This window comes from Pseudomonas kuykendallii (assembly GCF_900106975.1).
GTDB classification, from domain to species: domain Bacteria; phylum Pseudomonadota; class Gammaproteobacteria; order Pseudomonadales; family Pseudomonadaceae; genus Pseudomonas_O; species Pseudomonas_O kuykendallii.
Map to the genome: position 1 here is coordinate 341,275 of NZ_FNNU01000001.1, position 23,829 is coordinate 365,103.

The window sequence follows — 23,829 nt, forward strand, 5'->3', positions numbered from 1 at the left end:
GTAGATGGCGAAAAGGATCTGCTGGGCATTGCTGTTCTGCACCGCCTGCGTGGTCGCGCAGGCCGATCCGCTGCGCATCGTCAGCGAAGCCTGGGCGCCCTACGTCTACGAAGAGAACGGCGTGGTGCGCGGCCTGGACTACGAGCTCACCGCAACGGTGCTCGAACGCCTCGGCATCACCCACGAGCTGCAACTGCTGCCGTGGAAGCGCAGCCTGGCGGAGTTCGACGAGGGTCGCGCCGACGCGATCCTCGACATCTTCCGCAACCCGGACCGCGAGCAGAGCATGGTTTTCATCGACGAGCCGCTGTCGAGCAGCGAGTTCGTGCTCTTCTACGCCCGCCAGCGACCGTTCCCGTACAGCGACCTGAACAGCCTCAAGGGCCGTCGCATCGGTGTGTCGCCGGGCTACCTGTACTCCAACGAAGCCTTCCGCCAATCGAAGGAGTTCATCCGCGAGAACGCCCCCAGCCACGCCGCCAACTTCGGCAAGCTGCTGCTCGGACGCATCGACATGGTGCTGATCGAGCGGCGCGTCGGGCTGCACCTGGCGCAGCAGATGGGCATCCTCGATCAGCTGGACTACCACCGCCAGCCGGTCAGCCGCGACGACCTCTACCTGGCGCTGCGCAGAACACCGGAGTTCGAGCGCCTGGCGGCGCGTTTCAGCGTCGAGCTGCGCAAGCTCAAGGCCGAACGCGCCGCCACGCCCGCGCGCTGATCGACAGCCTGCGTACAGCAAAAGGCCGCGAAGAACGCGGCCTTTTTCGTTCCTGCGGTGTCCGACTCAGGGCTCCAGGCCGATGCCGCGCAGCACCACCGCGGTGATGGTCTGCACCGCCTGCTCGAACTGCTGGTCGCTGAGCGGCTTATGGTCGTTCAGCGCGGTGACCTGGTAGTCGAAGTCAGCGTAGTGCTGGGTCGAGGCCCAGATCAGGTAGAGCAGCGCAAAGGGCTCGACCGGGCGGATGCGCTTCTCCTCGACCCACTGGCGAATCTTGTTCTCCTTGAACTTGGCGCCGGCGAACAGGTGCTCGTCGAGAATGTCGCGAAACAGCGGCGCGCCATGCATGATCTCGTTGGCCCACAGCTTGGAGCCGTGCGGACGGGTCCGCGAGTGGGTCATCTTCTCGCGCACATAGCTGGTAAGCACCACGCGCGGGTCGTCGAAATGCACGAAGCAGGCCCCCTCCAGCTCCCACACGCTGAGCAGGTTGACCAGCACCTCGCGGTACAGCTCGTCCTTGGTGGTGAAGTAGTAGTGCAGGTTCGAACGCGGCAGCTCGGCGCGCTTGGCGATGTCGGCCATCGAGGTGCCGGCGTGACCCTGTTCGGCGAACACCTGCTCGGCGGCCAGGAGAATCTTCTCGACGTTCTTTCGGCGGATTTTGATCTTGTGATTGGTCATTCCATTCCAGGCCTGGCTCCCGTGGAGCAAAGACTACTCGAAACAGCGGTTGAGTTCGTCAGGCTCTGACGAGTGATATTCCCCCTCACGCCACACCCCTTGAGAATGATCGTCGTCAGATTGGCGCAGATTTCCTCCATCTCGCACTCGATGCCGCCGGGCTGGCCGAGAATCGAGCCGATCTGAGTGGCGAAGTCGGCGTAATGCTGGGTGCTCGACCAGAGCAGGAAGATCAGGTGGATGGGGTCCACCGGGTCCATCTTGCCTGCTGCCGACCAGGCATGGAACACCTGCGCGCGACCGCGGAACCAGTCGCGGAAATCCTGATTGAAATGCGCCTCGAGGCAGGCTCCACCGCTGATCACCTCCATGGCGAAGACTTTCGAGGCCAGCGGATTGCGCCAGGAGAATTCGAGCTTGTTGCGGATGTAGCGCGACAGCGCCTCGGCCGGCTCGTCGTCGATGCGCAGGGTGTCGAAGCTCTCCGTCCAGAGCTGCAGGATGCGCCCGAGTACGGCCATGTAGAGCGCCTGCTTGTTGCCGAAGTAGTAGTGCAGGTTGGCCTTCGGCAGCCCGGCGCGCAGGGCGATCATGCCCATGCTGGCGCCCTTGAAACCGTACTCGGCGAAGGTCGCCTCGGCGGCAGCGAGGATCAGCGCCTCGTTGTCCTGGCGCACCCGCCCGCCACTGCGCTGCGCCAGACCGCTCATCGTGGCTGGGCCAGCCGCACCTGCCAGGTGTGGGCGCTGGCGAGCAGCTGCGCCTCGTCCTGGCGCAGCAGGCGGCGATCGTCGAGCAGTTGCTCGCCGGCGACCCAGACATGCCGCACGCAATCGCGGCCGCTGGCGTAAATCAGCTGCGAGACCGGATCGTAGAGCGGCTGCTGGGCCAGCCCGGAGAGATCGAAGGCGACCAGGTCTGCAGACTTGCCGATCTCCAGCGAGCCGGTCTCGTCGCCCATGCCCAGCGCTCGCGCGCCGTTCAGCGTGGCCATGCGCAGCGCATTGTGCGCATTCAGCGCAGTCGCCGAACCGGCCACGGCCTTGGCAAGCAGCGCTGCGGTGCGGGTTTCGCCGAGCAGGTCGAGGTCGTTGTTGCTGGCCGCGCCGTCGGTGCCGATGGCGACGTTGACGCCGGCCTGCCAGAGCTTCTCCACCGGGCAGAAACCGCTGGCCAGCTTGAGGTTGGACTCCGGGCAATGCAGCACATGCGCGCCGCTGGCCTGCAGCAGGGCGATGTCGCTGTCGTCGATCTGGGTCATGTGCACCGCCTGGAAATGCGGCCCGAGCAGGCCCAGCCGCGCCACCCGCGCCAGCGGCCGCTCGCCGCCGGCCTGCACGGCGGTGGCGACTTCGTCGGCGGTTTCATGAACGTGCATCTGGATGCCGGCGTCGAACTCGGCGGCCAGCTCGCGCACCCGGATCATGCTGGCATCGCCCACCGTGTAGGGCGCGTGCGGGCCGAAGGCCATGCGCATCCGCGGGTGCCCGCGCAGGCGCTCGAACAGCGGCAGGCCGGCATCAAGCGCGGCGTCGATATCCGCCGCACCAGGCACCGGGAAGTCCAGCACAGGGAGGGTGATCTGTGCCCGTACGCCGGTCGCTTCGACCAGCTCGGCGACCACTTCAGGGTAGAAGTACATGTCTGAGAAACAGGTGATGCCGCCCTTGAGCTGCTCGGCAATCGCCAGCGCGGTGCCGTCGCGGACGAACTCGGCATCCACCCACTGCTTCTCCGCCGGCCAGATGTGCCCCTCCAGCCAGGTCATAAGCGGCAGGTCGTCGGCCAGCCCGCGGAACAGGCTCATCGCCGCATGCCCGTGGGTGTTCACCAGGCCCGGCGCGAGCAACATGCCGGGCAGCTCGCGCACCTCGTCGGCGGCGTCGATGCTCAGCTCTTCGCGCGGGGCGATGCGGGCGATACGCCCGTCGCGCACCACCAGCCCGTGGCCGGTGAGCACCACGCCCGCCGGCTCGACCGGGACCAGCCAGGTCGGAAACAGAATCAGGTCGCTCACAGCATTCTCCTAGGGCCTGGCCCGGTAGATTTCCGCGTACAGCGGCCAGTGGTCGGACACGCCGTCGTCGTGTTTGCCGTCATCGAAGCGCGACGGCGAGCCCCATTTGTTCACCTGGTAACGGCTCTGGTGGGCAAGGCGGATGCTCGCCGGATCGACCTTCCAGCCGTTGAAGCCGGCGGCGGTCATCTGCGGCGGGAACAGGAGGATGTCGAAGAACGACCACTGGCGCAGCGCGTGGTAGTAGTAGCTGCCCTTGCATTCGGCGCAGCCGATCAAGTGCGAGACGCTCCAGGTACTGGCCAGGTTGTCGGCGATGTAGCGGTGCTGCCGTTCTTCGCCGGCGTTGATGTTGAAGTCGCCGCCGACGATCGGCAGCACGTCGGCCGGCAGCTGGCTCTTCAGCACCGCGAGGTAATCCACCGCCTGCCGGCGCAGGTAGCCGGGGCCGCCGCCGGAGGGCAGGTGCACGGCGAACACCGAAGCCTTCTGCCCGCCCGGCAGCAGCAGGCGCACTTCGAGAATGCCGCGGGTCTTGCCGGTCTTCTCCGACCGGTCGTCGCCCTCGGCGTGGTACGGCACCTGGTGCAGGATCGGCGCGCCCCACTGCGGCAGGCGGCTGAGCACCGCGGTGTCGATGCCGCGCTCGTCCCAGCCTTCGAGCAGCACGCGGGTCTGGTAGGCGGACTTGCTCAGCCGCGCGTTGAGCCGTTCGACCATCGCGAGGTTCTCTACCTCGTCGAGCATCAGGATGTCCGGGCCACGGCCGTGATCGATCTGACCGATCACGTCGGCCAGGCGGGTCAGCTTCTCGTCCAGCTTGGCGTCGGTCCAGTCGGTCTTCTCGCACTGCTCGCGCCAGGCCGGCACCTTGATCTTCGCGCAGGTCGCCAGGTACTCCGGGTGCGCCTGCTTGACCGCCAGCGGCAGGTAGGCGAAGTCGTCCTTGCCCTGGTCATGCACGGTGTCGAAGAGGTTCTCGACGTTGTAGGTCATCAGCGACACGCGCAGTTCGCTGGCATCGTGGCTGGAGGTGGACACGCAGCCGGCCAGGCCGAGGGCGACCAGCAACAAAAGGGGACGCAGGTGCGAGTAATTCATGGCGACTCACTTTCGTCAGGCAAAGGGGTGGCCTGCCGGCCCGGGAAAAATGCCGGCCGGCGGGTTATCGGGAGTGATGCGTCAGGGCGCCGGGCGACCGGCTACCAGGGCGTCGTTGAGCAATTGCGCCAGGCGCACCGAGGCCAGTTCGACCTGCTGCTCGGCGACCGGAACGAACTTCTTCATGTAGCTGGCATTGATGGTGTTGCCATCGCGCTTATCGCCGCTGTCGCTCATCAGCTTGTCGCCGCGGCTGTAGTCCTTGCCGGTGCGGTTGTACTCCATGTTCTTCGCCGCGCTGTCGAAGTCGCCGTCATCGTCGTCGTACTGCTTGGTCGGCAGCTTCCGCGTGCTGACCGCCTTCGGATAGATGTCGCCGTCACGGACGATCCGACAGGCCTGCTGCGACCATGCCGCCGGGCTGCTCGAGTCCACCGCCGGCAGGTCCTTCTGCAGCTTGTCGGCGTAGGCCTTGACGTCCAGTTGCGCGGCGCTGAGGAGGAAATCGTCCCAGGTCTTGCGCAGGTTGTAGGTGCGACCGCCCGCCTTCACCGGAAAGTCGTAGCCGCCCTTGTCGTCCTTGAAGCTGTTGTTCAGCGGTGAGCTGGCGTCGGCGACGTGGTGAATGAGGAACAGCAGCGCCATCAGCCGCGCCTGGTTCGGCGCCTTGGGGTCGGCCAGGGTGGCGCGGTTGCGCTCGATGGCGGCCACGGTACACACCCCATCCGGGCAGTCGCGCGGTGGCTGGTATTGGCAGTCGTCGGCCTTGTAGATCACCAGCCGCTCGTTCTTGGTCTTCTCCCACAGGTCCTTGGTCTGCGCGTTCTGATCAAGGCTGCCGGCCCAGTTGGCGACCACCGAGAACTCGCTCTGCTTGATCAGCCCGAGCAGCCGCGCCGCTTCGGCCTTGGCATCGGCATCCAGCTGGCGCTGCGCCAGCTCGCCGACCAGGGCAGTGCCCTGCTGGCCCCAGGCCAATACCTGGCCAGCCCACAGGCCGGCCACCAGCAGCAGGCCGTTACGCAAGGTTTTGCTCGCATTCATCTGCACGTTTCCCTTTCTGGAGCGGCACGTCGTCGGCCGCCGTGGCGTTGATCAGGCCTGGCACAGCGCATCGAGGGTCAGGCGCAGCATGTCGTGGAAGTCTTCCTGGCGCTGCTCGGCGCTGAGCTTCTCGCCGGTGAGGATGTGGTCACTGACGGTCAGTACGGTCAGCGCCTGCTTGCCCAACTCGGCGGCGACGCCGTAGAGCCCGGCCGCCTCCATTTCCACCGCGAGGATGCCCATTTTGGTCATGCGCTCGAACATCACCGGGTCCGGCTCGTAGAACAGATCGGCGGAGAACACGTTGCCCACATGGATGGCCTGGCCGCGCGCGTCGGCGGTCCGCACCACACGTTCGAGCAGCCGGTAGTCGGCGATGGCGGCGAAGTCGAAGCCGCCCAGGCGCTTGCGATTGACCACCGAGTCGGTGCTCGCGCCCATGCCGATCACCAGGTCGCGCACCTTGACGTGCGGCTGGGTGGCGCCGCAGCTGCCGACGCGGACGATGCGCTGCACGCCGAACTGGCTGAACAGCTCGTGGGCGTAGATCGACAGCGACGGGATGCCCATCCCGGAGCCCATCACCGAGATGCGCTGGCCCTGGTAGAGGCCGGTGTAGCCGAGCATGTTGCGCACGCCGTTGACCTGCACGACCTCCGACAAATAGGTGTCGGCGAGCATCTTGGCGCGCAGCGGATCGCCGGGCATCAGCACGGTTTCGGCGAAATCGCCCATTTGGGCGGCGATGTGAGGGGTCGGCATGTCAGACGCCTTCGATCAATGAGGAGGAAAGAAAAGACCGTCCATGGGAGCACGACGGCAGCTCGAAGAAATCGGCCAGGGTCTGGCCGATATCGGCAAAGGTTTCGCGCTCGCCGAGGCTGCCGGCGGCGACGCCGTTGCCCCAGGCAAGCACGGGGATGTACTCGCGGGTGTGGTCGCTGCCCGGTGTGCTCGGATCGCAGCCGTGGTCGGCGGCGAGCATCAGCAGGTCGCCTGGCTGCATCTGCGCCAGCAGCTCGGGCAGGCGGCGGTCGAAGGCCTCCAGCGCGGCGGCGTACCCGGCGATGTCGCGGCGGTGGCCGTAGAGCATGTCGAAGTCGACGAAGTTGCTGAACACCAGGGTGCGGTCCGGCGCCTCGCGCAGCGCCTGCAGCGTGGCGTCGAACAGCGCGTCGTTGCCGTCGGCCTTGTACAGCTTGCTGATGCCCCGGTGGGCGAAGATGTCGCCGATCTTGCCCACCGCGTACACCTGGCCGCCGGCCGCGCAAAGGCGGTCGAGCAGGGTTGGCGCCGGCGGTGGAACGGCGTAGTCGCGGCGGTTGCCGGTGCGCGCGTAGCTGCCCGGCCCGTCGCCACGAAACGGCCGGGCGATGACCCGGCCGATGTTATAGGGGTCGCACAGCTCGCGGGCCAGCTCGCAGAGCGCGAGCAGGCGCTCCAGGCCGAAGTGCTCCTCGTGGGCGGCGATCTGCAACACGCTGTCGGCCGAGGTATAGAGAATGGGTTTTCCCGTCGCGACATGCTCGTCGCCGAGCTGTTCGAGAATGGTGGTGCCCGAGGCATGGCAATTGCCCAGGATGCCGGGCAGGTCGCCACGGGCGATCAGTGCGTCGAGCAGCTCGACGGGAAAACTGTTCTCGCGCGCCTCGAAATAGCCCCAGTCGAACAGCACCGGCACGCCGGCCATTTCCCAGTGGCCGGACGGCGTGTCCTTGCCACTGGAAAGCTCGCGGGCGTAGCCATACGCACCGTCGACCTCGATATCGGCACAGAAGCCCGGCGGGAATTCCCCGCCGCTCAGCGCCGCGGCATGACCGAGACCGAGTCGCGCCAGGTTCGGCAGTTTCAGCACGCCGTGGCGTATCGCGTTGTCCGCCTCGCCACGGGCACAGGCCTCGGCGATGTGCAGCAGGGTGTTCGCCCCGGCATCGCCGAAGCGCTCGGCATCGGCACTGGCACCGATGCCGAAGGAGTCGAGGACCAGCAAGAGGGCGCGCTTCATCACGCCTCCAGGCACAGGCGTGAGATCAGCGCCGGCACTTCGCGTGGCTCGATGGCGACCTGGTAGGCGGCGAGCACCGCCGCGGCGGCCTGCTCGGCCTGCGCCAGATCGCGAGCATGCACCATCGCCAGCGGCCGGTTCGGACCGACGCGCTCGCCGGGAAAGGCCAGCTCGCTGAGGCCAACCGCCGGGTCGATGCTGTCCTGCGGACGCCGCCGACCGCCACCCAGGGCGACCACCGCGATGCCCACCGCGCGCGTATCGATGGATTGCACCAGGCCTTCGAGCGGTGCGTAGACCGGCATCACCACGGGCGCGGCGGGCAGGTAGTTGTCCGGGCGCTCGACCAGGTCCGCCGGGCCGCCGAGGGCCTTGACCATCTGCGCGAAGCGTTCCAGCGCGGCGCCGCTCTGCCAGGCCGCCAGCAGTTGCTCGCGGGCCAGCTCGGCGCTGCTCGCCAGGCCGGCGCAGAGCAGGGTCTGCTCGGCCAGTGCCAGGGTCACGTCCCACAGGCGCTGGCTGCGCACTTCGCCGCGCAGCAGGGCGATGGCCTCTTCCACTTCCAGGGCGTTGCCCGCCGAACGGGCCAGTGGCTGGCTCATGTCGGTGATCAGCGCGCGGGTGCGCACGCCGGCGCCGTTGGCCACCGCGACGATGCTCTCGGCCAGCGCCAGCGCATCGTCGGCCTGGGCCATGAAGGCGCCGTTGCCGACCTTCACATCGATCAGCAGCACGTCGAGGCCGGCCGCCAGTTTCTTGCTGAGGATCGAGGCGACGATCAGGTCGATGGACTCCACCGTGGCGGTGACGTCGCGGATCGCATAGAGGCGCTTGTCGGCCGGGGCCAGGTCGTTGGTCTGGCCGATGATCGCGCAGCCGACACTGGCGACCACCTCGTGCAGCCGCGCCATGCTCGGCTGGCTGTCGTAGCCGGGAATGCTGTCGAGCTTGTCCAGGGTGCCGCCGGTGTGACCAAGGCCACGCCCGGAGATCATCGGCACGAAGCAGCCGCAGGCCGCCAGCAACGGTGCCAGCGGCAGGCTGACGAGGTCGCCGATGCCGCCGGTGGAATGCTTGTCGACCACCGGGCCGGGCAGATTCCAGCTCAGCACCCGGCCGGAATCGCGCATCGCGGAGGCCAGGGCGATGCGTTCCTCGACGTTCATGCCCTTGAGCAGCACGGCCATGGCGAACGCCGCGGCCTGTCCTTCGCTGATGCTGAAATCGGTGATGCCGGCGACGAAGCGCTGGATATCGGCCTCGCTGAGCACCTTGCCGTCGCGCTTTCGACGGATCACTTCCTGCGGTAACCAGCCCATCAGTACGCTCCCCCCATAGCCGGTGCCGAGGCCTGGCCGAGCCGGCGCAACAAATCGTTCAGCAGGCTGGAGGCGCCGAAGCGCAGGTGCCGCGGAGTGATCCACTCATGCCCGTTGAGGCGCTCGGCGAGCCACAGGTAGACCAGCGCCTCGGGCAGCGTCTTCATCCCGCCGGCCGGCTTGAAGCCCACCGCGCCGCCCGAATCGGCGATGCAGGCGAGCATGATTTCCGCCGCCTCGGCGGTGGCGTTGGTCCTGACCTTGCCAGTGCTGGTCTTGATGAAGTCGGCGCCGGCGGCGATGGCGTCCTGGCTGGCCCTGCGAATCAGCAGCGGATCGACCAGCTCGCCGGTCTCGAGGATCACCTTGAGCAGCGCGCGGCCTTCGCAGAGCGCGCTGCAGGCCGCGACCAGGGCGCTGCCGCTGGCGGCGTCGCCGGCCAGCAGCGCGTGGTAGGGGTAGACCACGTCGATCTCGTCGGCACCGTCTTCCAGCGCCTGCCGGGTCTCGGCGAGCACGTCGTCGAGCGCCGCGCTGCCGGCCGGGAAGTTGGTCACCGTGGCCACCGCCACGGCGTGCCCGCCCAGCGCGTCGAGGCTGCGCCGCGCCAGGGCGACGAAGCGCGGAAACACGCACACCGCGGCGACCGGGCCGGCCGGGGTCATCGCCTTGTGGCAGAGCTGGACGATGCGCGCGTCGTCGTCATCGTCGTTCAGCGAGGTCAGGTCGAGCAGCGCAATCACCTTGCGCGCGAGGGTTTCGTCATTGTCGGTCATTTCTTATTCACACTAATGAGCTAGGGTCGTTTCAGATCGAGATGAAGAAGCCGGCGATAGCCGCACTCATCAGGTTGGCCAGGGAGCCGGCGACCACCGCCTTGACGCCGAGGCGGGCGAGGTCCTTGCGCCGGTTCGGCGCCATCACGCCCATGCCGCCGAGGACGATGCCGATCGACGACAGGTTGGCGAAGCCGCACAGGGCGAAAGTGATGATCACCTGGGTGTGCGCCGAGAGTACCGCCACGCCCCGCGCCGCGGCCTGAACCGGGTCAATCAGCTGCGCCATGTCGACGTAGGCGACGAATTCGTTGAGCACCAGTTTCTCGCCGATCAGGCTGCCGGCGGCCACCGCCTCGCTCCACGGCACGCCAAGCACGAAGGCCAGCGGCGCGAACAGGTAGCCGAGAATCATCTGCAAGCTCAGCGCGGGGAAGCCGGCGAGCCCGCCGAACCAGCCGAGAATGCCGTTGAGCAGCGCGATCAGGGCGATGAACACCAGCAGCATGGCGCCGACGTTGAGCGCCAGTTGCAGGCCGTTGGCGGTGCCGATGGCGGCGGCGTCGATGACGTTGGCAGGTTTCTCCTCATCCTCGAATTCCGCGTGCTCGGCCGGATCGTCCTGCACCTTCTGGGTTTCCGGAATCATCAGCTTGGCCATCAGCAGGCCACCCGGCGCGGACATGAAGCTCGCCGCGATCAGGTAGCGCATGTCGATGCCCAGCGAGGCGTAGCCGATCAGCACCGAACCGGCCACCGAGGCCAGCCCGCAGACGATCACCGAGAACAGCTCGGACTCGGTCATCCGCGCCAGGAACGGTCGGATCACCAGCGGCGCCTCGGTGGTGCCGACGAAGATGTTGGCCACCGCGGACATGGTTTCCGTGCGACTGGTGCCGAGCACGCGGCCGAGGCTGCCGCCAAACACGCGGATGATCACGCCCATCACGCCGAGGTGGTAGAGCACCGCCATCAGGCCACTGAAGAAGACGATCAGCGGCAGCACCTTGAGGGCGAAGATGAAGCTGTGGTTGCCGAACAGCTGGTGCATCAGCGCGCCGTCGTTGAGCCCGCCGAAGAGGAAGCTGATGCCCTGGTTGCCGTACACCTCGAGGTTGGATACCGCGTCGGAGACGGTGGCCATCACGCTCTGCCCCCAGGGCACGTAGAGCGCGAAGGCGGCGAAGAACACCTGGAAGGCGAACGCGCCGAGGATCGTGCGCCAGTTGATCGCACGACGCGCCGAGGACAGCGCATAGGCGATCAGAAACAGCACAACTATGCCGATAAGGCTCATGTTCCAGTGACTCCCCACAAAATAAGAAACGAACGGCAGTTGGTTCTGGTTTTTATGCGGCTCAGAAGGCGTCGAAGGCGCCGGGTAGCAGTTGCTCCACCGTCCAGTCGCGCGCCGCCGTCTCGTCGTGCCCGACACAGAACACCGGGCAGCCCTTGTCGAGCAGTTCGACCATCACCTGGCGGCAGGCGCCGCAGGGCGAGATCAGCGCCACCTTCGGCGCATACACCAACATCGCCCGGAAGCTCTTCGGCTTCTCGCCCTGGCAGATGGCGCTGAACAGCGCGGTGCGTTCCGCGCAGTTGGTCAGCCCGTAGGACACGTTCTCCACGTTGCAGCCCTGGATGACCGCGCCATCCGCGGTCATCAGGGCGGCGCCCACCGGGAATTCCGAGTGCGGGCACCAGGCCTTCTCGGAGGCCGCGATGGCCTCGGGCAGCAGGCGTTCGTACAACGCCTGCGATTCGCTGCTGCGCTTCATCGATCGCTCCCGGCCAGGCTCTCGCCGACCCTCTGAATGCGTTGTCCGGCCTCGACCAGCCCCGCCGGCTGCCCGGCCTGGTCGCGCCCCTGCAGGTAGACGATCAGTGCTTCGAGGTCGTTGAGCCCGGTGTCCAGCCGCTGGCCTGTCTTCAATACGGTGAAGTTGTCGCCGCCATCGGCGAGGAAGGAGTTCACGGTGATCCGGTATTGCTGATCCGGCTGCACCGGTTGACCGTCGATCGTCAGGCTGTCGGCGATGACGTGCTGGCCCTTCGGCCGCGCCGCGTCCCAGCGATAGCTCAGCGACGCCGAAGGCTGCAGCGGATAGAAGCCCATGCTGCCGCTCTGCCACTGCTGCTCCAGCAGCTCGCGCAGCTGCGCGCCGGTCAGGGTGATGATGTTCAGCGTGTTGTTGAACGGCTGCACGCTCGCCACCTGGCCGTAGTTGACCTTGTCCTGGCCCTCCTCCAGCACCAGGTCCGTGCGCATGCCGCCGAGGTTCATCAGCGCCACCTGCGCACCGAGGGCACGGGTGGCCGCCAGTTGCGCATCGGCGATCAGATCGCCCATGGCGGACTCGCCGGCATCGTTGGTCTCGCGCTGCACCTGGCGCGCGCCCAAACGTGCCAACGGCTGGCCGAGCTGCGCCTGGCTGCGGGTTTCCACTTCCCTCTGCAGCGCGGCGATTTCCGGCGTGGCGCTGTAGCGCTGCGGATCGACCACCAGGTTCTCCGCCTTCACGTCGAGCAACTGGTGCTTGCGCGTGTCGATGGTCAGGGTGAGATGGGTCATCAGGCGGCCGAAGGAGGCGCCCTGGGTGACCAGCTTGTCGCCGACGCGGCACAGGTAGCCCTGGTGCGTATGCGCGCTGACCACCACCTTGATCAGCGGATCGAGGCGCTTGACCACGTCGACCACGTCGCCGCCGAGCTGCTTGCAATCCGGCTGGTCGAAGCGTTCCGGGGTCTCGCCGCCCTGGTGGATGACCACCACGATGGCATCGACCTTCTGTTCCTTCAGCTCCGGCAGCAGCGCGTTGATCGCGTCCGCTTCGTCGACGGTGTACAGGCCGTCCATGCTCTTGGCACTGACGTAGGCGGAGACATCCTTCAGCGTCGCGCCGACGAAGGCGATCTTCGCGCCGTGCGCCTGTTCGATGCGGTAAGCCTGGAACACCGGCTTGCCGGTCTGCCTGTCCATCAGGTTGGCGGAGATGTACGGAAAGCTGGTGCCCTTGTAGGCCTTGTCGAACTGGCAGGCCTTGTCCGGCCGGGTCGACTCGCAACCGCCCGCGATCTGCCGCAGCAGCTCGGTCTTGCCCTGGTCCAGCTCGTGATTGCCCACGGCAGTGAACTTCAGGCCGATCAGATCGAGCGCATCCAGCGTCGGCTCGTCGGCCCACATCGAGGAAATCGGCGGGCTGCCGCCGATCATGTCGCCCGCGCCGATCAGCAGCAGCTCCGGATCCTGCTGGCGAAGTTGCGCGACCAGACCGCTCAGCGCGCCGATCCCGCCGGCCTTCAGCTTGACCACGCCGCCCTCGGCGGCCGCATCCTGGTAGCTGAACGGATTGCTCAGCAGGTTGCCGTGGAAATCGTTGATGGCCGCCACGTTGACTTCAACCGGCGCAGTCGCCTTCTCGCAGCCGGCCAGCAGCAGCGCTGCGAGCAACAGGGACAGCGGGCGAATTGCGGTACTCGCGTGCGACATGAGAACTCCCCGGACGTCTCAGGCGTGCTGCAGGCTGGAAGCCTGCGCGACGACCGGCTTGGCGGCGAAAGCGGTACCCATGCCGGCACGCAGCAGGAGCATTTTCAGGTGATCGTTGATCAGCTCGAGGCGATCCTGCAGGTGGCTGTTGCAGACCAGGCCGACCAGCGCGATGGAGATACCCAGGGCGGTGGCGTAGAGCGCGGTGCCGATGCCGCGGGAGACCTCGCCCGGATCGGACACGCCGGCTTCGGCGAGCGCCTTGAAGGTATCGATGATGCCGAGGATGGTGCCGAGCAGGCCGAGCAGCGGCGCACCGGCGACCACCGCCTCGAGAATCCACAGGCCGTGCGAGAGCTTGCCGCGCATGGAGATGTAGATGGCCTGGCCGAGGTCTTCCAGCTCGTTGTGCGAATGCAGGCCGACACGACCCTCGAACAGCTGGCGCAGCAACTGCAGGGGCAGGCTGTCGCGCTTGCGCAGGTCTTCGGGCAGTTCGTCGAAGCTGCGCACCTTGCTGTGCAGGGCGGCTTCCAGCTTGCGCGCCTTGCTCAGGTTGTAGGAGAAGAAAATGCCACGTTCCACGACCACGAAGGCGGCCAGCGCAGCCGCGCCGTACATGATGTAGAAGGTAATGTCGTGGAGCAGATCCATATTCATTGCAGGGTCACCTCTGGTCAATCAGGCGGCGGACCGGCCGGCTGGCCGGTCCTTGTTTCGGGCGTTAGAACTGGGCTTCGAGCGAGACCGCAACGGTCTGCTCTTCGCCGACGTTGTAGTAAGGGGTGGAAATCGTGCTGCGGTTGGTTGCCGAGTTGGGCAAACTCGAGTTGTAGGTCGGGTTGTACTGCGCCGAGGTGAACGCCACGCTGTCCACGCCGCTCAGGTACTCGCGGTTGAACAGGTTGCTGACGGAGAGGCGCACGGCGGCGCTCTTCATGTAGTTCTTGTTAACCGGCAGGCGGTAACCCAGATTCAGATCCACCACGGTGAAGGCCGGGATGCTCTGATCGTTGGTCATGTCGCCGTACTGATTGTCGACGAACTTGCCGATCACGTTGCCGTACCAACGCCCGTCGTCGTAGCCGAGGCTCAGGTTGAACATGTTCTTCGGTACGCCGGCGACCTGCTTGCCCTTGGAAGGAAGCTCGTAGCCGAAGTAGGTGATGCCGTCCTGCTGCTCGGCTTCGGTGTAGGTGTACGAGGCGTAGTAGTTGAAGTTGCGCGGCAGCAGCCCGCTGAACTCCAGCTCCAGACCACGGTTCTCCACGTCGCCGACGTTGAGCATGATGTAGTCGCTGGTGGCCTGATCGCGGCTGGAGATCTGACGATTCTTGAACGTCAGGTAAAACAGCGTTGCGCTCAGCGCCATGTCGTCCGTCGCATAGCGCCAGCCCAGCTCGTTATTCCAGCTCAGTTCAGGCTTGAGGCTGGCGGAATCGCCCGAGTTGTAGAGCACGTAGTTCGGCGGCGTACGCATGGCTCGCGATACGCTGTAGAACACCGAGTTGTCGGTATTGAGCTGGTACTTGGCGTTAAAGCTTGGCAGGAACTTGTGATAGGTGGTCTCAAGCTTCTGCGGCTCGTCGTACAGGCTGGCGCGCATGTCGCCGTCACGCTTGGAATGCTCGTAGGCGACGCCGCCGGTCAGGGTCAGGTCCGGGGTTACGTTCCAGGTGTCCTGAACGAATGCCTTTTGCGCCGGCGTGATGGTGAAATAGTTACGTCCCTGCACCACATTGCCGTTCGCATCGCGCACCTGATTGGTGTCTTCGTAATCGGCCCACAGGTCGGCCGGGCTGCCATCCGCATTAAGCGGCACGAAGGGTTGCGACTGGCGCTGGCGGGCGCGCTCGTACCAGTAGCCAACATCGAGGGTGTGCTCGTCGTTAAGCGCCCAGCTCAGCTTGGTGTTGATGCCGGGACGCCAGGTTTCGGTCCAGGATGGCCGGTAGTAACGCCCACTGACCGGGTCGCCGTCTGCGTTGTAACCGCCCGAGGTATTCAGGTTGCTCAGGTCGTAATTGCCTGAGCTGTTGGTGGTGCTGTACAGCGTCGCGGGCGAGCCGAATGCACTGTAGCTACCGCCATTGCCATGGTAGTAGTACGGCTGCACGGTCAACTGAAGATCGTCGCGCAACTGGAAGCGACCGGTAACGGTGGTGCTCAGGGTTTCGAACGGGTTGACGCTGGTCTTGTAACTTGCCGTGGTCAACTTTCCGGTAGTGGGGTTGTAAGTCGGCTCGTTCGGAAAATCATAATCATGATCCGACTCGTACTGAGCCAGACTCGGCTTCACGTATTTGAAGTTTTCCTGTTTGTGGTATTTGACCAGGGCATTGATGCTGTTGCCCTCACCGAACTTGAACATGCTGTTCAATTCGAACTTCTCGGCATCCAGATCGCCCTTACCCTTCCATTTGTCGCTATTGGTCTTGGATGCCGAGATGTAGTTGCTGAGCCCCATGTACTCGCCGGTATTCAGGCGAACGAAGGTTTTATCCAGATTGTTGCTGCCAACGGTCTGCTTTATGAATACACCGGCTTCCTTGGTCGGCGCCACGGAGACCAGACCGATGTTGCCGCCGCTCGAACCGATGTGCGGGGCATCCAGCTCGGAGGAGCCCTGAGTCAGGAAGATTTCCTCGAGGTTCTCCGAATCGCCTAGGAGGTTGGGGTACATGGAGAAGTCGCCGGAATCATTGATCGGAATGCCATCCATGGTCACGCCGATCTGGTTCGACTGCATGCCACGCATGGTGAAGGCAAAGCCGGAGAGGCCGGTGCTGTCATCGCTGGAGACGTTGATACCCGGGGTATACTTGAGCTTGTCAATACCGTTGCTGGTGGGCGACATCTTGTCCAGCGCTTCCTTGGTCACTGTGGAGCGGGCCTTTGCCGCCTCCTCCTGAACCATCTGGCCATTGCCCACGGTCTGCCCGGTGACATTGACTTCCCCGATGTCGACCGAGTCCTGTGCAAGCGTCGATGCAGTCCAGCTGCCGCATCCGACGGTCAGCAACATTGCGAACATTCTATTGAGCTTCACGGAGCTCCCCCTTTATTTAGTTCCGAGTTAGTTGTGTCGAAGGCAGTTCGTTAGTTTTCTATGCTGTATACAAGAGTCGCACTGAAGCGGTACCTGTCCTTGCCCTCGAACACATCCCGGGGAAAGGGTCTTACTTGCTCGATACGCCTCAAACTTGTTTGAGCCGCCTTATTCAGCAGCATGTTCGAGGCTTTCTTTTCGATTCCCGCATCAAGCACTTTTCCGGCACGATCAATAAGCAGCCAAACAACTACATTGCCGACCGGCCTTTGTAGCGAAGCCTCTCGACCCCGCGGGTATTGCTTGTATTTCTCTAACTCCGAATGAAGTCCGGCGATGTAATTACTTTCCAGCGACGCGGTATTTGCCGTCGGCGCAGCAGGTGGTGCGGGTGCCGGCGCCGCTACCGGAGCGGGCGCAGGCTTGGGTTCGGCTGCCTTGGTCACCTGCGGCTGGGGCGGTGGCGGCGTAGGCGCCGGCTTGGCCACCACTTGCGGCTTGGGCTTCGGCGGCTGCGGTTTGGGCTCCGGCGGCTTGGGCTTGGGCTTCGGCGGCGGCTCGGGCAACTCGACCACCGGCTCCGGGTCGGGCTCCGGCGGCGGCTCGGGTATCGGTTCGGGCTCCGGCGGCGGCGACGGCTCCGGAATCGGCTCAGGCGGCGGCAGCAGTTCGGCCGGATCGATCAGCGCGACCTCGACGGTGCTGTCGTCATACTTGGGCGTGATCTTCAGGTCCGACTTCAGCGCGCTCTGCACGGCCAGCGCCAACAGGCAAATGGCGGGCAGGCTGGCGAGTGCTTTCCGGGATTTGAAAAAGATCGACATGACTTACAGCTTTCGCGTGGCGATCGAGACGGAAGAGAAGCCATTGCTCTTGAGCAGATCCATGACCGCCACCAGCCGACCGACTTCCACGTCCTGATCGCTGTTGAGGATGATCACCAGCTTCTCGCTGGTGTTCTCCAGCGTCTTCAGCTGGGCAACCAGGGCGTCTTCGGCGAGGTCCTGGCCATCGAGCTGCAGGCGGTCGTCGAGGCCGAGGGTGATCACCGCCTTGTTCTGCGGCTTCAACTGCTGCGCATGGGCCGCGCCGGGCAACTGGGTCTTGATGCCCAGGGCCGGAATCACGTTCAGGCTGATCAGTACGAAGAACACCAGCAGGAACATCATCACGTCGATCATCGGGATGATCTCGATATGCAGGCGCTTCTTCTTCGGCTCTTCCCAACTACGCATCGCTGATTACTCCACCGTTTCCTGTGTGCGCCGCTCGATCGGCAGGCACGTCGTTTCGTTGCGATTAGCCAGAGCACAGAGCATGCCAAAGCTGACATCGGCGTCAGGAATACGATAGGAGCAGCGCGTTACAGTTTGATTAAAGGGCGCTGAGGGAGAAAATTCGTTGGTAGTTCGGACTGAAAATCAGCCAAACGCCGCAACGTGAAGGCTCAAAAAAGCCCGAAAATGATCATTCAATGATCAAGCCTGCACCAATAGCGACCGCTCAGTACAAGCCGAGAGCGAAATGACGGCGCTCGCAATGTATCTGACAACACTGTCAGGTATACGGGTGCACGGAACGCCTTTCGTATCCGGACGGATACCGTTATCGGCACGCAGCTTGCTCACGGCAGAGGCTCATTTCATTGATCGCGAGGTCCTTGTGCGAACCCCAACCCTTTTTCTGATGACTGTTCTTTCACTGCTGCTGGTCGGCTGCGCGCCGCACAAGACACAGCCCGAGGTGCGCTGGATCGACGTTGCCGATGTCGCCGTCAGTGTTCAGGGCAAGGCGCCGATGGCGGTGGGCTTCGATATCGACGACACCGTGCTGTTCTCCAGCCCGTGCTTTCATTACGGCCAGCAGAAGTACTCGCCGGGCTCCGACGATTACCTGAAGAACACCAATTTCTGGACCGAAACCAACGCTGGCTGCGACCGCTACTCGCTGCCCAAGGACGTGGCGAGGGCGTTGATCGACATGCACCAGAAGCGCGGCGATACCCTCTACTTCATCACCGGTCGCCCGCATACCGAAGGTGAGCAACTGACCGCGATCCTGCAGCAGACCTTCGCGATCCACGACATGCAGCCGGTGGTGTTCACCTCAGGCCCGGAGAAGACCCGCTTCATCCACGACCGCGGCCTGGGCATCTATTACGGCGACTCGGATGCCGACATCACCTCGGCCCGCGCCGCCGGTGCACGGCCGATCCGCGTGATGCGCGCGAGCAACTCCACCTACCAGCCGCTACCAGTGAACGGCGCGCTGGGCGAGGAAGTGCTGATCGACTCGACCCACTGACGCGCCGCTGCGCTGCAGGCGGGCACCACTGGGCGGTGCCCGCCTGGCGCCCGAGGCTGGCGGATGAACCTCGGACCTGACACACTGTCCCAGCACTGCGGCGTTGACAGCCTCTGTTATACTCCGCGCTCCCGCCAGGCTTACGCCCGGATGCTCGGCAACTCGCCAGCAGGACCGGACGGGATCACGCCCCACAACGCGTGCATTCAAGCCAGGCAGATCGCCCTACGGCCCAGCCCTAACTGACAGGATTCCCCATGTCCTTTGCTTCCCTCGGTCTCTCCGAGGCTTTAGCCCGCGCTGTCGAAGCCGCCGGCTACACCCAGCCCACTCCGGTGCAACAGCGGGCCATCCCCGCCGTGTTGCAAGGTCGCGACCTGATGGTCGCCGCCCAGACGGGTACCGGTAAGACGGGCGGATTCGCCCTTCCGGTCCTCGAGTTGCTGTTTCCAGGTGGTCACCCCGACAAGGCCCACCGCCACGGTCCGCGCCAGCCGCGCGTACTGGTCCTGACACCGACGCGCGAACTCGCCGCCCAGGTGCATGACAGCTTCAAGCTCTACGCCCGTGACCTGCCCTTCGTCAGCGCCTGCATCTTCGGCGGCGTCGGCATGAATCCGCAGGTTCAGGCGCTGGCCAAGGGCGTCGACGTGCTCGTCGCCTGCCCGGGCCGTTTGCTCGACCTGGCGAACCAGAAGGCCATCGACCTTTCCCACGTGGAAATCCTGGTCCTCGACGAAGCCGACCGCATGCTCGACATGGGCTTCATCCATGACGTCAAGAAGGTCCTCGCCAAGCTCCCCGCGCAGCGGCAGAACCTGCTGTTCTCGGCGACCTTCTCCAAGGACATCACCGATCTCGCCGGCAAGTTGCTGCACAACCCGGAGCGCATCGAGGTCACCCCGCCGAACACCACGGTGGAGCGCATCGAGCAGCGCCTGTTCCGCGTCCAGGCCAGCCACAAGCGCGCGCTGCTGGCGCACCTGATCACCCAGGGCGCCTGGGAACAGGTGCTGGTCTTCACCCGCACCAAGCACGGCGCCAACCGTCTCGCCGAGTACCTCGACAAGCACGGCCTGCCGGCCCAGGCGATCCACGGCAACAAGAGCCAGAACGCGCGCACCAAGGCCCTGGCCGACTTCAAGGCCAACGCCATCCGCATCCTGGTCGCCACCGACATCGCCGCCCGCGGCCTGGACATCGACCAGTTGCCCCACGTGGTCAACTTCGAACTGCCCAATGTCGAGGAAGACTACGTTCACCGCATCGGCCGTACCGGCCGTGCCGGGCGCAGCGGCGAGGCGATCTCGCTGGTCGCGCCGGACGAGGAGAAGCTGCTCAAGGGCATCGAACGCCTGACCAAGCAGCGCATTCCCGACGGCGACACCCTGGGGTTCGACCCGAGCACCATCGAGGCGGAAAAACCCGAAGTGCGCGAGCCGCGCCAGCCGCGCAATGCGCGTCCGCAACGCGGCGAGCGCAAGGCGGAGTCCGGCGAGAAGAAGGAACAGCCTAAGGGCCGCAACCGTCGCGGCGGCGGCGACAAGCCGAAAGCGCAAGCCCAGGGCGACGCGGCGGCACGCCCGACCCGCGCACCGCAGATCCCGGCCAACCGCGATCCGGAAGAGTTCCTCGACGACGACGTGGACAACTTCGGCAACCGCGCCGACTACGTCAGCCCGTACCAGGGCAAGGCGCAGAACCGCGGACGTCGCCCCGCCAACGGGCAGCCCGGCCAGGGCGCACCGGCCGGCGGTCGTCCGGCCGGTGGTGGCGGTCAGGGCAAGCCGCGCGCGGCTGGCCAGGGCCAGGGTGGCCGTGGCAAGGGACCGAAGCGCGACGACCAACGTGCCCGCCCGCAAGGCGGCCGCGACCGTGACGAATCGCGCCAGGAGCCTGCCGTTCGCGGCGCCCGCGACAAGCAGCCGCTGATCGTGCACAAGGAATCGAAGGCCGACCGCCTGCCGACTCCCGAGCAGCTCGATCAACTGCCGCAGCGTCCGCGCGGCGAGAAGCCGGCGTTGCTCACGCGCAACCGCTGAAGCCCTCCGTTGCGCAACGCGCCCTGGCGCGTCGCGCGGCAAACGAAGAACGCCGGCCCTGTGCCGGCGTTTTTCGTTTTCACTTGGCGGACAGACCGCGTATGGCCGGCATGACAGCCGCGGGTTGCACCCGCCCTATGCAAGAGTGCGAGCTACGCATCAGACGGGGATCTACGGTAGGCGACATCCCCCGTAGGGTGGGCTTCAGCCCACGCGATACTCCTCGATCCTGACCCACACCGGTGGGCTGAAGCCCACCCTACAGCCGGAGCGAATCGCCATCTGTAGGAGCCAGCACGCTGGCGATCAGCGGGCTCGAAGGATCAAGAGCATCGCCAGCAAGCTGGCTCCTACAAGGGCGGGCTGTGTGAGGGGCGGAAACGAAAACGCCGGCCCTGGGCCGGCGTTTTCGTTGGTGCGGGATCGCTTACTTGCGCACACCTTCGAAGGTGAAATACAGCTCGACCGCGTTGGACTGCGGGCCGAGGTCCATCATCTTGCCGAAGTCCATGCGGTTGATGGTGGTGGAACCCTCGAAGCCGGCACGGTACCCGCCCCATGGGTCCTTGCCTTCGCCGAGGAAGGTCGACTTGATCACGATCGACTTGGTCACGCCGAGCAGGGTCAGGTCGCCGGTCACGTCGGCGGTCAGCTTGCCATCGGCGTTCTTGCCGGTGGGCTTGACGCTGGTGGAGACGAAGGTGGCTTCGGGGAATTTGGCCACGTTGAGGAAGTCGCCGCTGGAGACGTGCTTGTCACGCTCGGCATGGTTGGAGAACACGCTGGCGGTCTTCAGGGTGACATTGATCTTGGCGTCTTCCGGCTTGGCGGCATCGAAGCTGAAGGTGCCGTCGAAGTCGCGGAAGGTGCCGGTGATGTAGCTGTAGCCGAGGTGGCTGACCTTGAAGTCGACGAAGGCGTGCTGGCCTTCCTTGTCGATGGTGTAGTCGGCGGCCATGACGTTGCCGGCCAGCAGTGCGCCACCGAGGGCCAGGGAAAGCAGGGATTTCTTCAGCATGAGGAGTTCCTTCCAGTGAATATCAGGGTTTGGCTTTGCGGCCGAGCATGCGCACCAGGGTGGCATCACGGTCGATGAAGTGGTGTTTCAGCGCCGCCAGGCCATGCAGCCCGGCGAAGATCACCAGGGTCCAGGCGAGGTAGAGGTGGATATCGCCGGCAACGTCCGCCTGGTTCGGCAGCCCGCTGACCAGCGCCGGTACGTCGAACAGGCCAAACACCGGAATCCCCACGCCGTCGGCGGTGGAAATCAGGTAGCCGGCGATCATCACGACGAACAGGACGACATAGAGGAACAGGTGGCCGGCCTTTGCGGCCAGGCGCGTCCGCGGCCCCTGGTTGGGCGTGGGAGGCGGCGGCGGGCTGACGAAACGCCAGACCATACGCAGCAGCATCACCGCCAGAAGCACCAGGCCGATGCTCTTGTGCAGGTCCGGGCCGGCCTTGCGCCACGCATCGTAATAGCCGAGGTCGACCATCCAGATGCCCAGCCCGAACATGCCGAACACGGTCAGCGCCACGCCCCAGTGCAGGATCACACTGACCAGTCCATAGCGAGCGGGGGAGTTGCGCAGTTGCATCGTTGTCTGACCTTGCCTGTCGGAGAATGAGCAGAGATTACCTTCAAGATAATGGTTTAAAAGCGCAATAATCTGCTCCGAAATATCGAACTATTAGATATCAAGATTTTTCAGAGGGCGATCGTCCGGCCCATCGACGGACCGATCTGCTAGTCTTCGCGCTCTTTTTTCGGAGGCGACCATGAGTCAGAACCACGACTGGATGCAGCGCGACCTCGCCGTACTCTGGCATCCCTGCACGCAGATGAAGGATCACGAGCGCCTGCCGGTGATTCCGATCCGTCGCGGCGAAGGCGTCTGGCTCGAGGATTTCGACGGCAAGCGCTACCTGGACGCGGTCAGCTCCTGGTGGGTCAACGTGTTCGGCCACGCCAACCCGAGGATCAATCAGCGCATCAAGGACCAGGTCGACCAGCTCGAGCACGTGATCCTCGCCGGCTTCAGCCACCAGCCGGTGGTCGAGCTCTCCGAGCGCCTGGTCAGGCTGACGCCCGCCGGGCTGGACCGGGTGTTCTACGCCGACAACGGCTCCTCGTGCATCGAAGTAGCGCTGAAGATGAGCTACCACTACTGGCTCAACGTCGGCCGCCCGGAGAAGAAGCGCTTCGTCACCCTGTCCAACAGCTATCACGGCGAAACCGTGGCGGCGATGTCGGTGGGCGATGTCGCGCTGTTCACCGAGACCTACAAATCGCTGCTGCTGGACACCCTCAAGGTACCCAGCCCGGACTGCTACTTCCGCCCCGAGGGCATGTGCTGGGAGGAACACTCGAGGGCGATGTTCGCGCACATGGAGCGCACCCTCGCCGAGCACCACCACGAGGTCGCCGCAGTGATCGTCGAGCCGTTGATCCAGGGCGCTGGCGGCATGCGCATGTACCACCCGGTGTACCTCAAGCTGCTGCGCGAGGCCTGCGACCGCTATGGCGTGCACCTGATCCACGACGAGATCGCCGTCGGCTTCGGCCGCACCGGGACGATGTTCGCCTGCGAGCAGGCCGGCATCCGCCCGGACTTCCTCTGCCTGTCCAAGGCCCTCACCGGCGGCTACCTGCCGCTGGCCGCCTGCCTGACCACCGACACGATCTACCAGGCCTTCTACGCTGAATACGACACCCTGCGCGCCTTCCTCCACTCGCACAGCTACACCGGCAACCCGCTGGCCTGCGCGGCGGCGCTGGCGACCCTGGACATCTTCGAGGAAGACAAGGTGATCGAGGCCAACCGCGCCCTCGCCCTGCGCATGGCCGAGGCCACCGCGCACCTCGCCGACCACCCGCACGTCGCCGAAGTGCGCCAGACCGGCATGGCCCTGGCCATCGAGATGGTCCAGGACAAGCCGAGCAAGAGCGCCTATCCGTGGCAGGAGCGCCGCGGCCTGGCGGTGTACCAGCATGGGCTGTCACGCGGCGCGCTGCTGCGCCCGCTGGGCAGCGTGGTGTACTTCCTGCCGCCCTACGTGATCACCCCGGAGCAGATCGACTTCCTCGCCGAAGTCGCCAGCGAAGGCATCGACCTCGCCACGCGCAAGCACGTCAGCGTGGCGGTGAACCGCGACCTGCATCCGAACCATCGCGATCCGGGCTGAAGCCGGCCACAGGACAGGCGGAACCCGCCTCCGCGCCGCAGGGCGGATGACGCTATTTTCATTCGCCGTCACACCGCCGCTGGATCGT

General features: G+C 65.3%; 21 protein-coding genes and 1 pseudogene. 4 read left to right on the forward strand and 18 right to left on the reverse strand.

Translation table 11 applies throughout. The features are described 5' to 3' along the window. Window positions 1-4 precede the first annotated feature (4 nt). A complete protein-coding gene (locus BLV15_RS01485; protein WP_090223996.1) occupies window positions 5-721 on the forward strand; it encodes a substrate-binding periplasmic protein in 717 nt (238 codons plus the stop codon). Window positions 722-787: 66 nt separating this feature from the next. Here BLV15_RS01485 and BLV15_RS01490 read toward each other — a convergent pair whose 3' ends face one another. From BLV15_RS01490 to BLV15_RS01565, 16 genes and pseudogenes are all read right to left on the reverse strand, one after another. Continuing rightward, on the reverse strand, window positions 788-1,408 hold the full coding sequence (locus BLV15_RS01490; protein ID WP_090223997.1) for a TetR/AcrR family transcriptional regulator: 621 nt from the start codon (window positions 1,406-1,408) through the stop codon (window positions 788-790). Between the two features lie 86 nt (window positions 1,409-1,494). Next, window positions 1,495-2,118 (reverse strand): annotated as a pseudogene (locus tag BLV15_RS01495) (TetR family transcriptional regulator C-terminal domain-containing protein); the annotation flags it as partial. After that, the gene (locus BLV15_RS01500; protein WP_090224001.1) at window positions 2,115-3,425 is read right to left on the reverse strand and encodes a TRZ/ATZ family hydrolase; all 1,311 of its coding nucleotides are present in this window, start codon (window positions 3,423-3,425) and stop codon (window positions 2,115-2,117) included. The gene BLV15_RS01500 and the pseudogene BLV15_RS01495, both read right to left, overlap by 4 nt. Window positions 3,426-3,434: 9 nt before the next feature. After that, window positions 3,435-4,526: an endonuclease/exonuclease/phosphatase family protein gene (locus BLV15_RS01505; RefSeq protein WP_090224003.1), complete on the reverse strand. Its 1,092-nt coding sequence runs from the start codon at window positions 4,524-4,526 to the stop codon at window positions 3,435-3,437. 81 nt (window positions 4,527-4,607) lie between these two features. Next, on the reverse strand, window positions 4,608-5,570 hold the full coding sequence (locus BLV15_RS01510) for a S1/P1 nuclease (RefSeq protein ID WP_090224004.1): 963 nt from the start codon (window positions 5,568-5,570) through the stop codon (window positions 4,608-4,610). Window positions 5,571-5,621: 51 nt separating this feature from the next. Then, window positions 5,622-6,332: a purine-nucleoside phosphorylase gene (gene deoD, locus BLV15_RS01515; protein ID WP_090224006.1), complete on the reverse strand. Its 711-nt coding sequence runs from the start codon at window positions 6,330-6,332 to the stop codon at window positions 5,622-5,624. A 1-nt stretch (window position 6,333) separates the two neighbouring features. Continuing rightward, window positions 6,334-7,575 (reverse strand): phosphopentomutase, encoded by a 1,242-nt coding sequence (locus BLV15_RS01520; RefSeq protein WP_090224007.1) that lies wholly within the window; start codon window positions 7,573-7,575, stop codon window positions 6,334-6,336. Then, window positions 7,575-8,894, reverse strand: coding sequence for a thymidine phosphorylase (gene deoA / locus BLV15_RS01525; RefSeq protein WP_090224009.1), 1,320 nt, complete (start codon window positions 8,892-8,894; stop codon window positions 7,575-7,577). Before deoA ends, BLV15_RS01520 begins: the two co-directional genes overlap by 1 nt. Beyond that, complete coding sequence (gene deoC, locus BLV15_RS01530; protein ID WP_090224011.1) at window positions 8,894-9,670, reverse strand: deoxyribose-phosphate aldolase; 777 nt, start codon at window positions 9,668-9,670, stop codon at window positions 8,894-8,896. Before deoC ends, deoA begins: the two co-directional genes overlap by 1 nt. 31 nt (window positions 9,671-9,701) lie before the next feature. After that, window positions 9,702-10,967 carry a NupC/NupG family nucleoside CNT transporter gene (locus BLV15_RS01535; protein ID WP_090224012.1) on the reverse strand — a complete coding sequence of 422 codons (1,266 nt, stop codon included), beginning with the start codon at window positions 10,965-10,967 and terminating at the stop codon, window positions 9,702-9,704. Between the two features lie 61 nt (window positions 10,968-11,028). Beyond that, window positions 11,029-11,448 carry a cytidine deaminase gene (locus BLV15_RS01540; protein WP_090224014.1) on the reverse strand — a complete coding sequence of 140 codons (420 nt, stop codon included), beginning with the start codon at window positions 11,446-11,448 and terminating at the stop codon, window positions 11,029-11,031. Beyond that, a complete protein-coding gene (locus tag BLV15_RS01545; protein WP_090224015.1) occupies window positions 11,445-13,160 on the reverse strand; it encodes a bifunctional metallophosphatase/5'-nucleotidase in 1,716 nt (571 codons plus the stop codon). Before BLV15_RS01545 ends, BLV15_RS01540 begins: the two co-directional genes overlap by 4 nt. 18 nt (window positions 13,161-13,178) lie before the next feature. Further along, window positions 13,179-13,820 carry a MotA/TolQ/ExbB proton channel family protein gene (locus BLV15_RS01550; RefSeq protein ID WP_090224017.1) on the reverse strand — a complete coding sequence of 214 codons (642 nt, stop codon included), beginning with the start codon at window positions 13,818-13,820 and terminating at the stop codon, window positions 13,179-13,181. A 64-nt stretch (window positions 13,821-13,884) separates the two neighbouring features. Further along, window positions 13,885-16,209, reverse strand: a complete 2,325-nt coding sequence (locus BLV15_RS01555; protein WP_090224019.1) for a TonB-dependent receptor — start codon at window positions 16,207-16,209, stop codon at window positions 13,885-13,887. A gap of 50 nt (window positions 16,210-16,259) precedes the next feature. Continuing rightward, complete coding sequence (locus BLV15_RS01560) at window positions 16,260-17,033, reverse strand: energy transducer TonB family protein (RefSeq protein ID WP_090224021.1); 774 nt, start codon at window positions 17,031-17,033, stop codon at window positions 16,260-16,262. Between the two features lie 3 nt (window positions 17,034-17,036). Continuing rightward, window positions 17,037-17,444 (reverse strand): ExbD/TolR family protein, encoded by a 408-nt coding sequence (locus BLV15_RS01565; RefSeq protein ID WP_090224023.1) that lies wholly within the window; start codon window positions 17,442-17,444, stop codon window positions 17,037-17,039. Between the two features lie 451 nt (window positions 17,445-17,895). Here BLV15_RS01565 and aphA point away from each other — a divergent pair, with 451 nt between their 5' ends. Together aphA and rhlE2 are read left to right on the forward strand one after the other, a co-directional pair. Beyond that, window positions 17,896-18,513, forward strand: a complete 618-nt coding sequence (aphA, locus tag BLV15_RS01570) for an acid phosphatase AphA (RefSeq protein WP_090224025.1) — start codon at window positions 17,896-17,898, stop codon at window positions 18,511-18,513. 257 nt (window positions 18,514-18,770) lie between these two features. Further along, complete coding sequence (rhlE2, locus tag BLV15_RS01575) at window positions 18,771-20,555, forward strand: RNA helicase RhlE2 (RefSeq protein WP_090224027.1); 1,785 nt, start codon at window positions 18,771-18,773, stop codon at window positions 20,553-20,555. A 427-nt stretch (window positions 20,556-20,982) separates the two neighbouring features. Here the strand turns inward: rhlE2 and BLV15_RS01580 are convergent, their stop codons facing one another. Together BLV15_RS01580 and BLV15_RS01585 are read right to left on the reverse strand one after the other, a co-directional pair. Continuing rightward, entirely contained in the window at window positions 20,983-21,573 is a 591-nt protein-coding gene (locus BLV15_RS01580; protein WP_090224029.1) for a YceI family protein, read from the reverse strand. A gap of 22 nt (window positions 21,574-21,595) precedes the next feature. Continuing rightward, a complete protein-coding gene (locus BLV15_RS01585) occupies window positions 21,596-22,153 on the reverse strand; it encodes a cytochrome b (RefSeq protein WP_090224031.1) in 558 nt (185 codons plus the stop codon). 181 nt (window positions 22,154-22,334) lie between these two features. Here BLV15_RS01585 and BLV15_RS01590 point away from each other — a divergent pair, with 181 nt between their 5' ends. Next, window positions 22,335-23,741 (forward strand): adenosylmethionine--8-amino-7-oxononanoate transaminase, encoded by a 1,407-nt coding sequence (locus tag BLV15_RS01590; RefSeq protein WP_090224032.1) that lies wholly within the window; start codon window positions 22,335-22,337, stop codon window positions 23,739-23,741. Window positions 23,742-23,829: the final 88 nt, after the last annotated feature.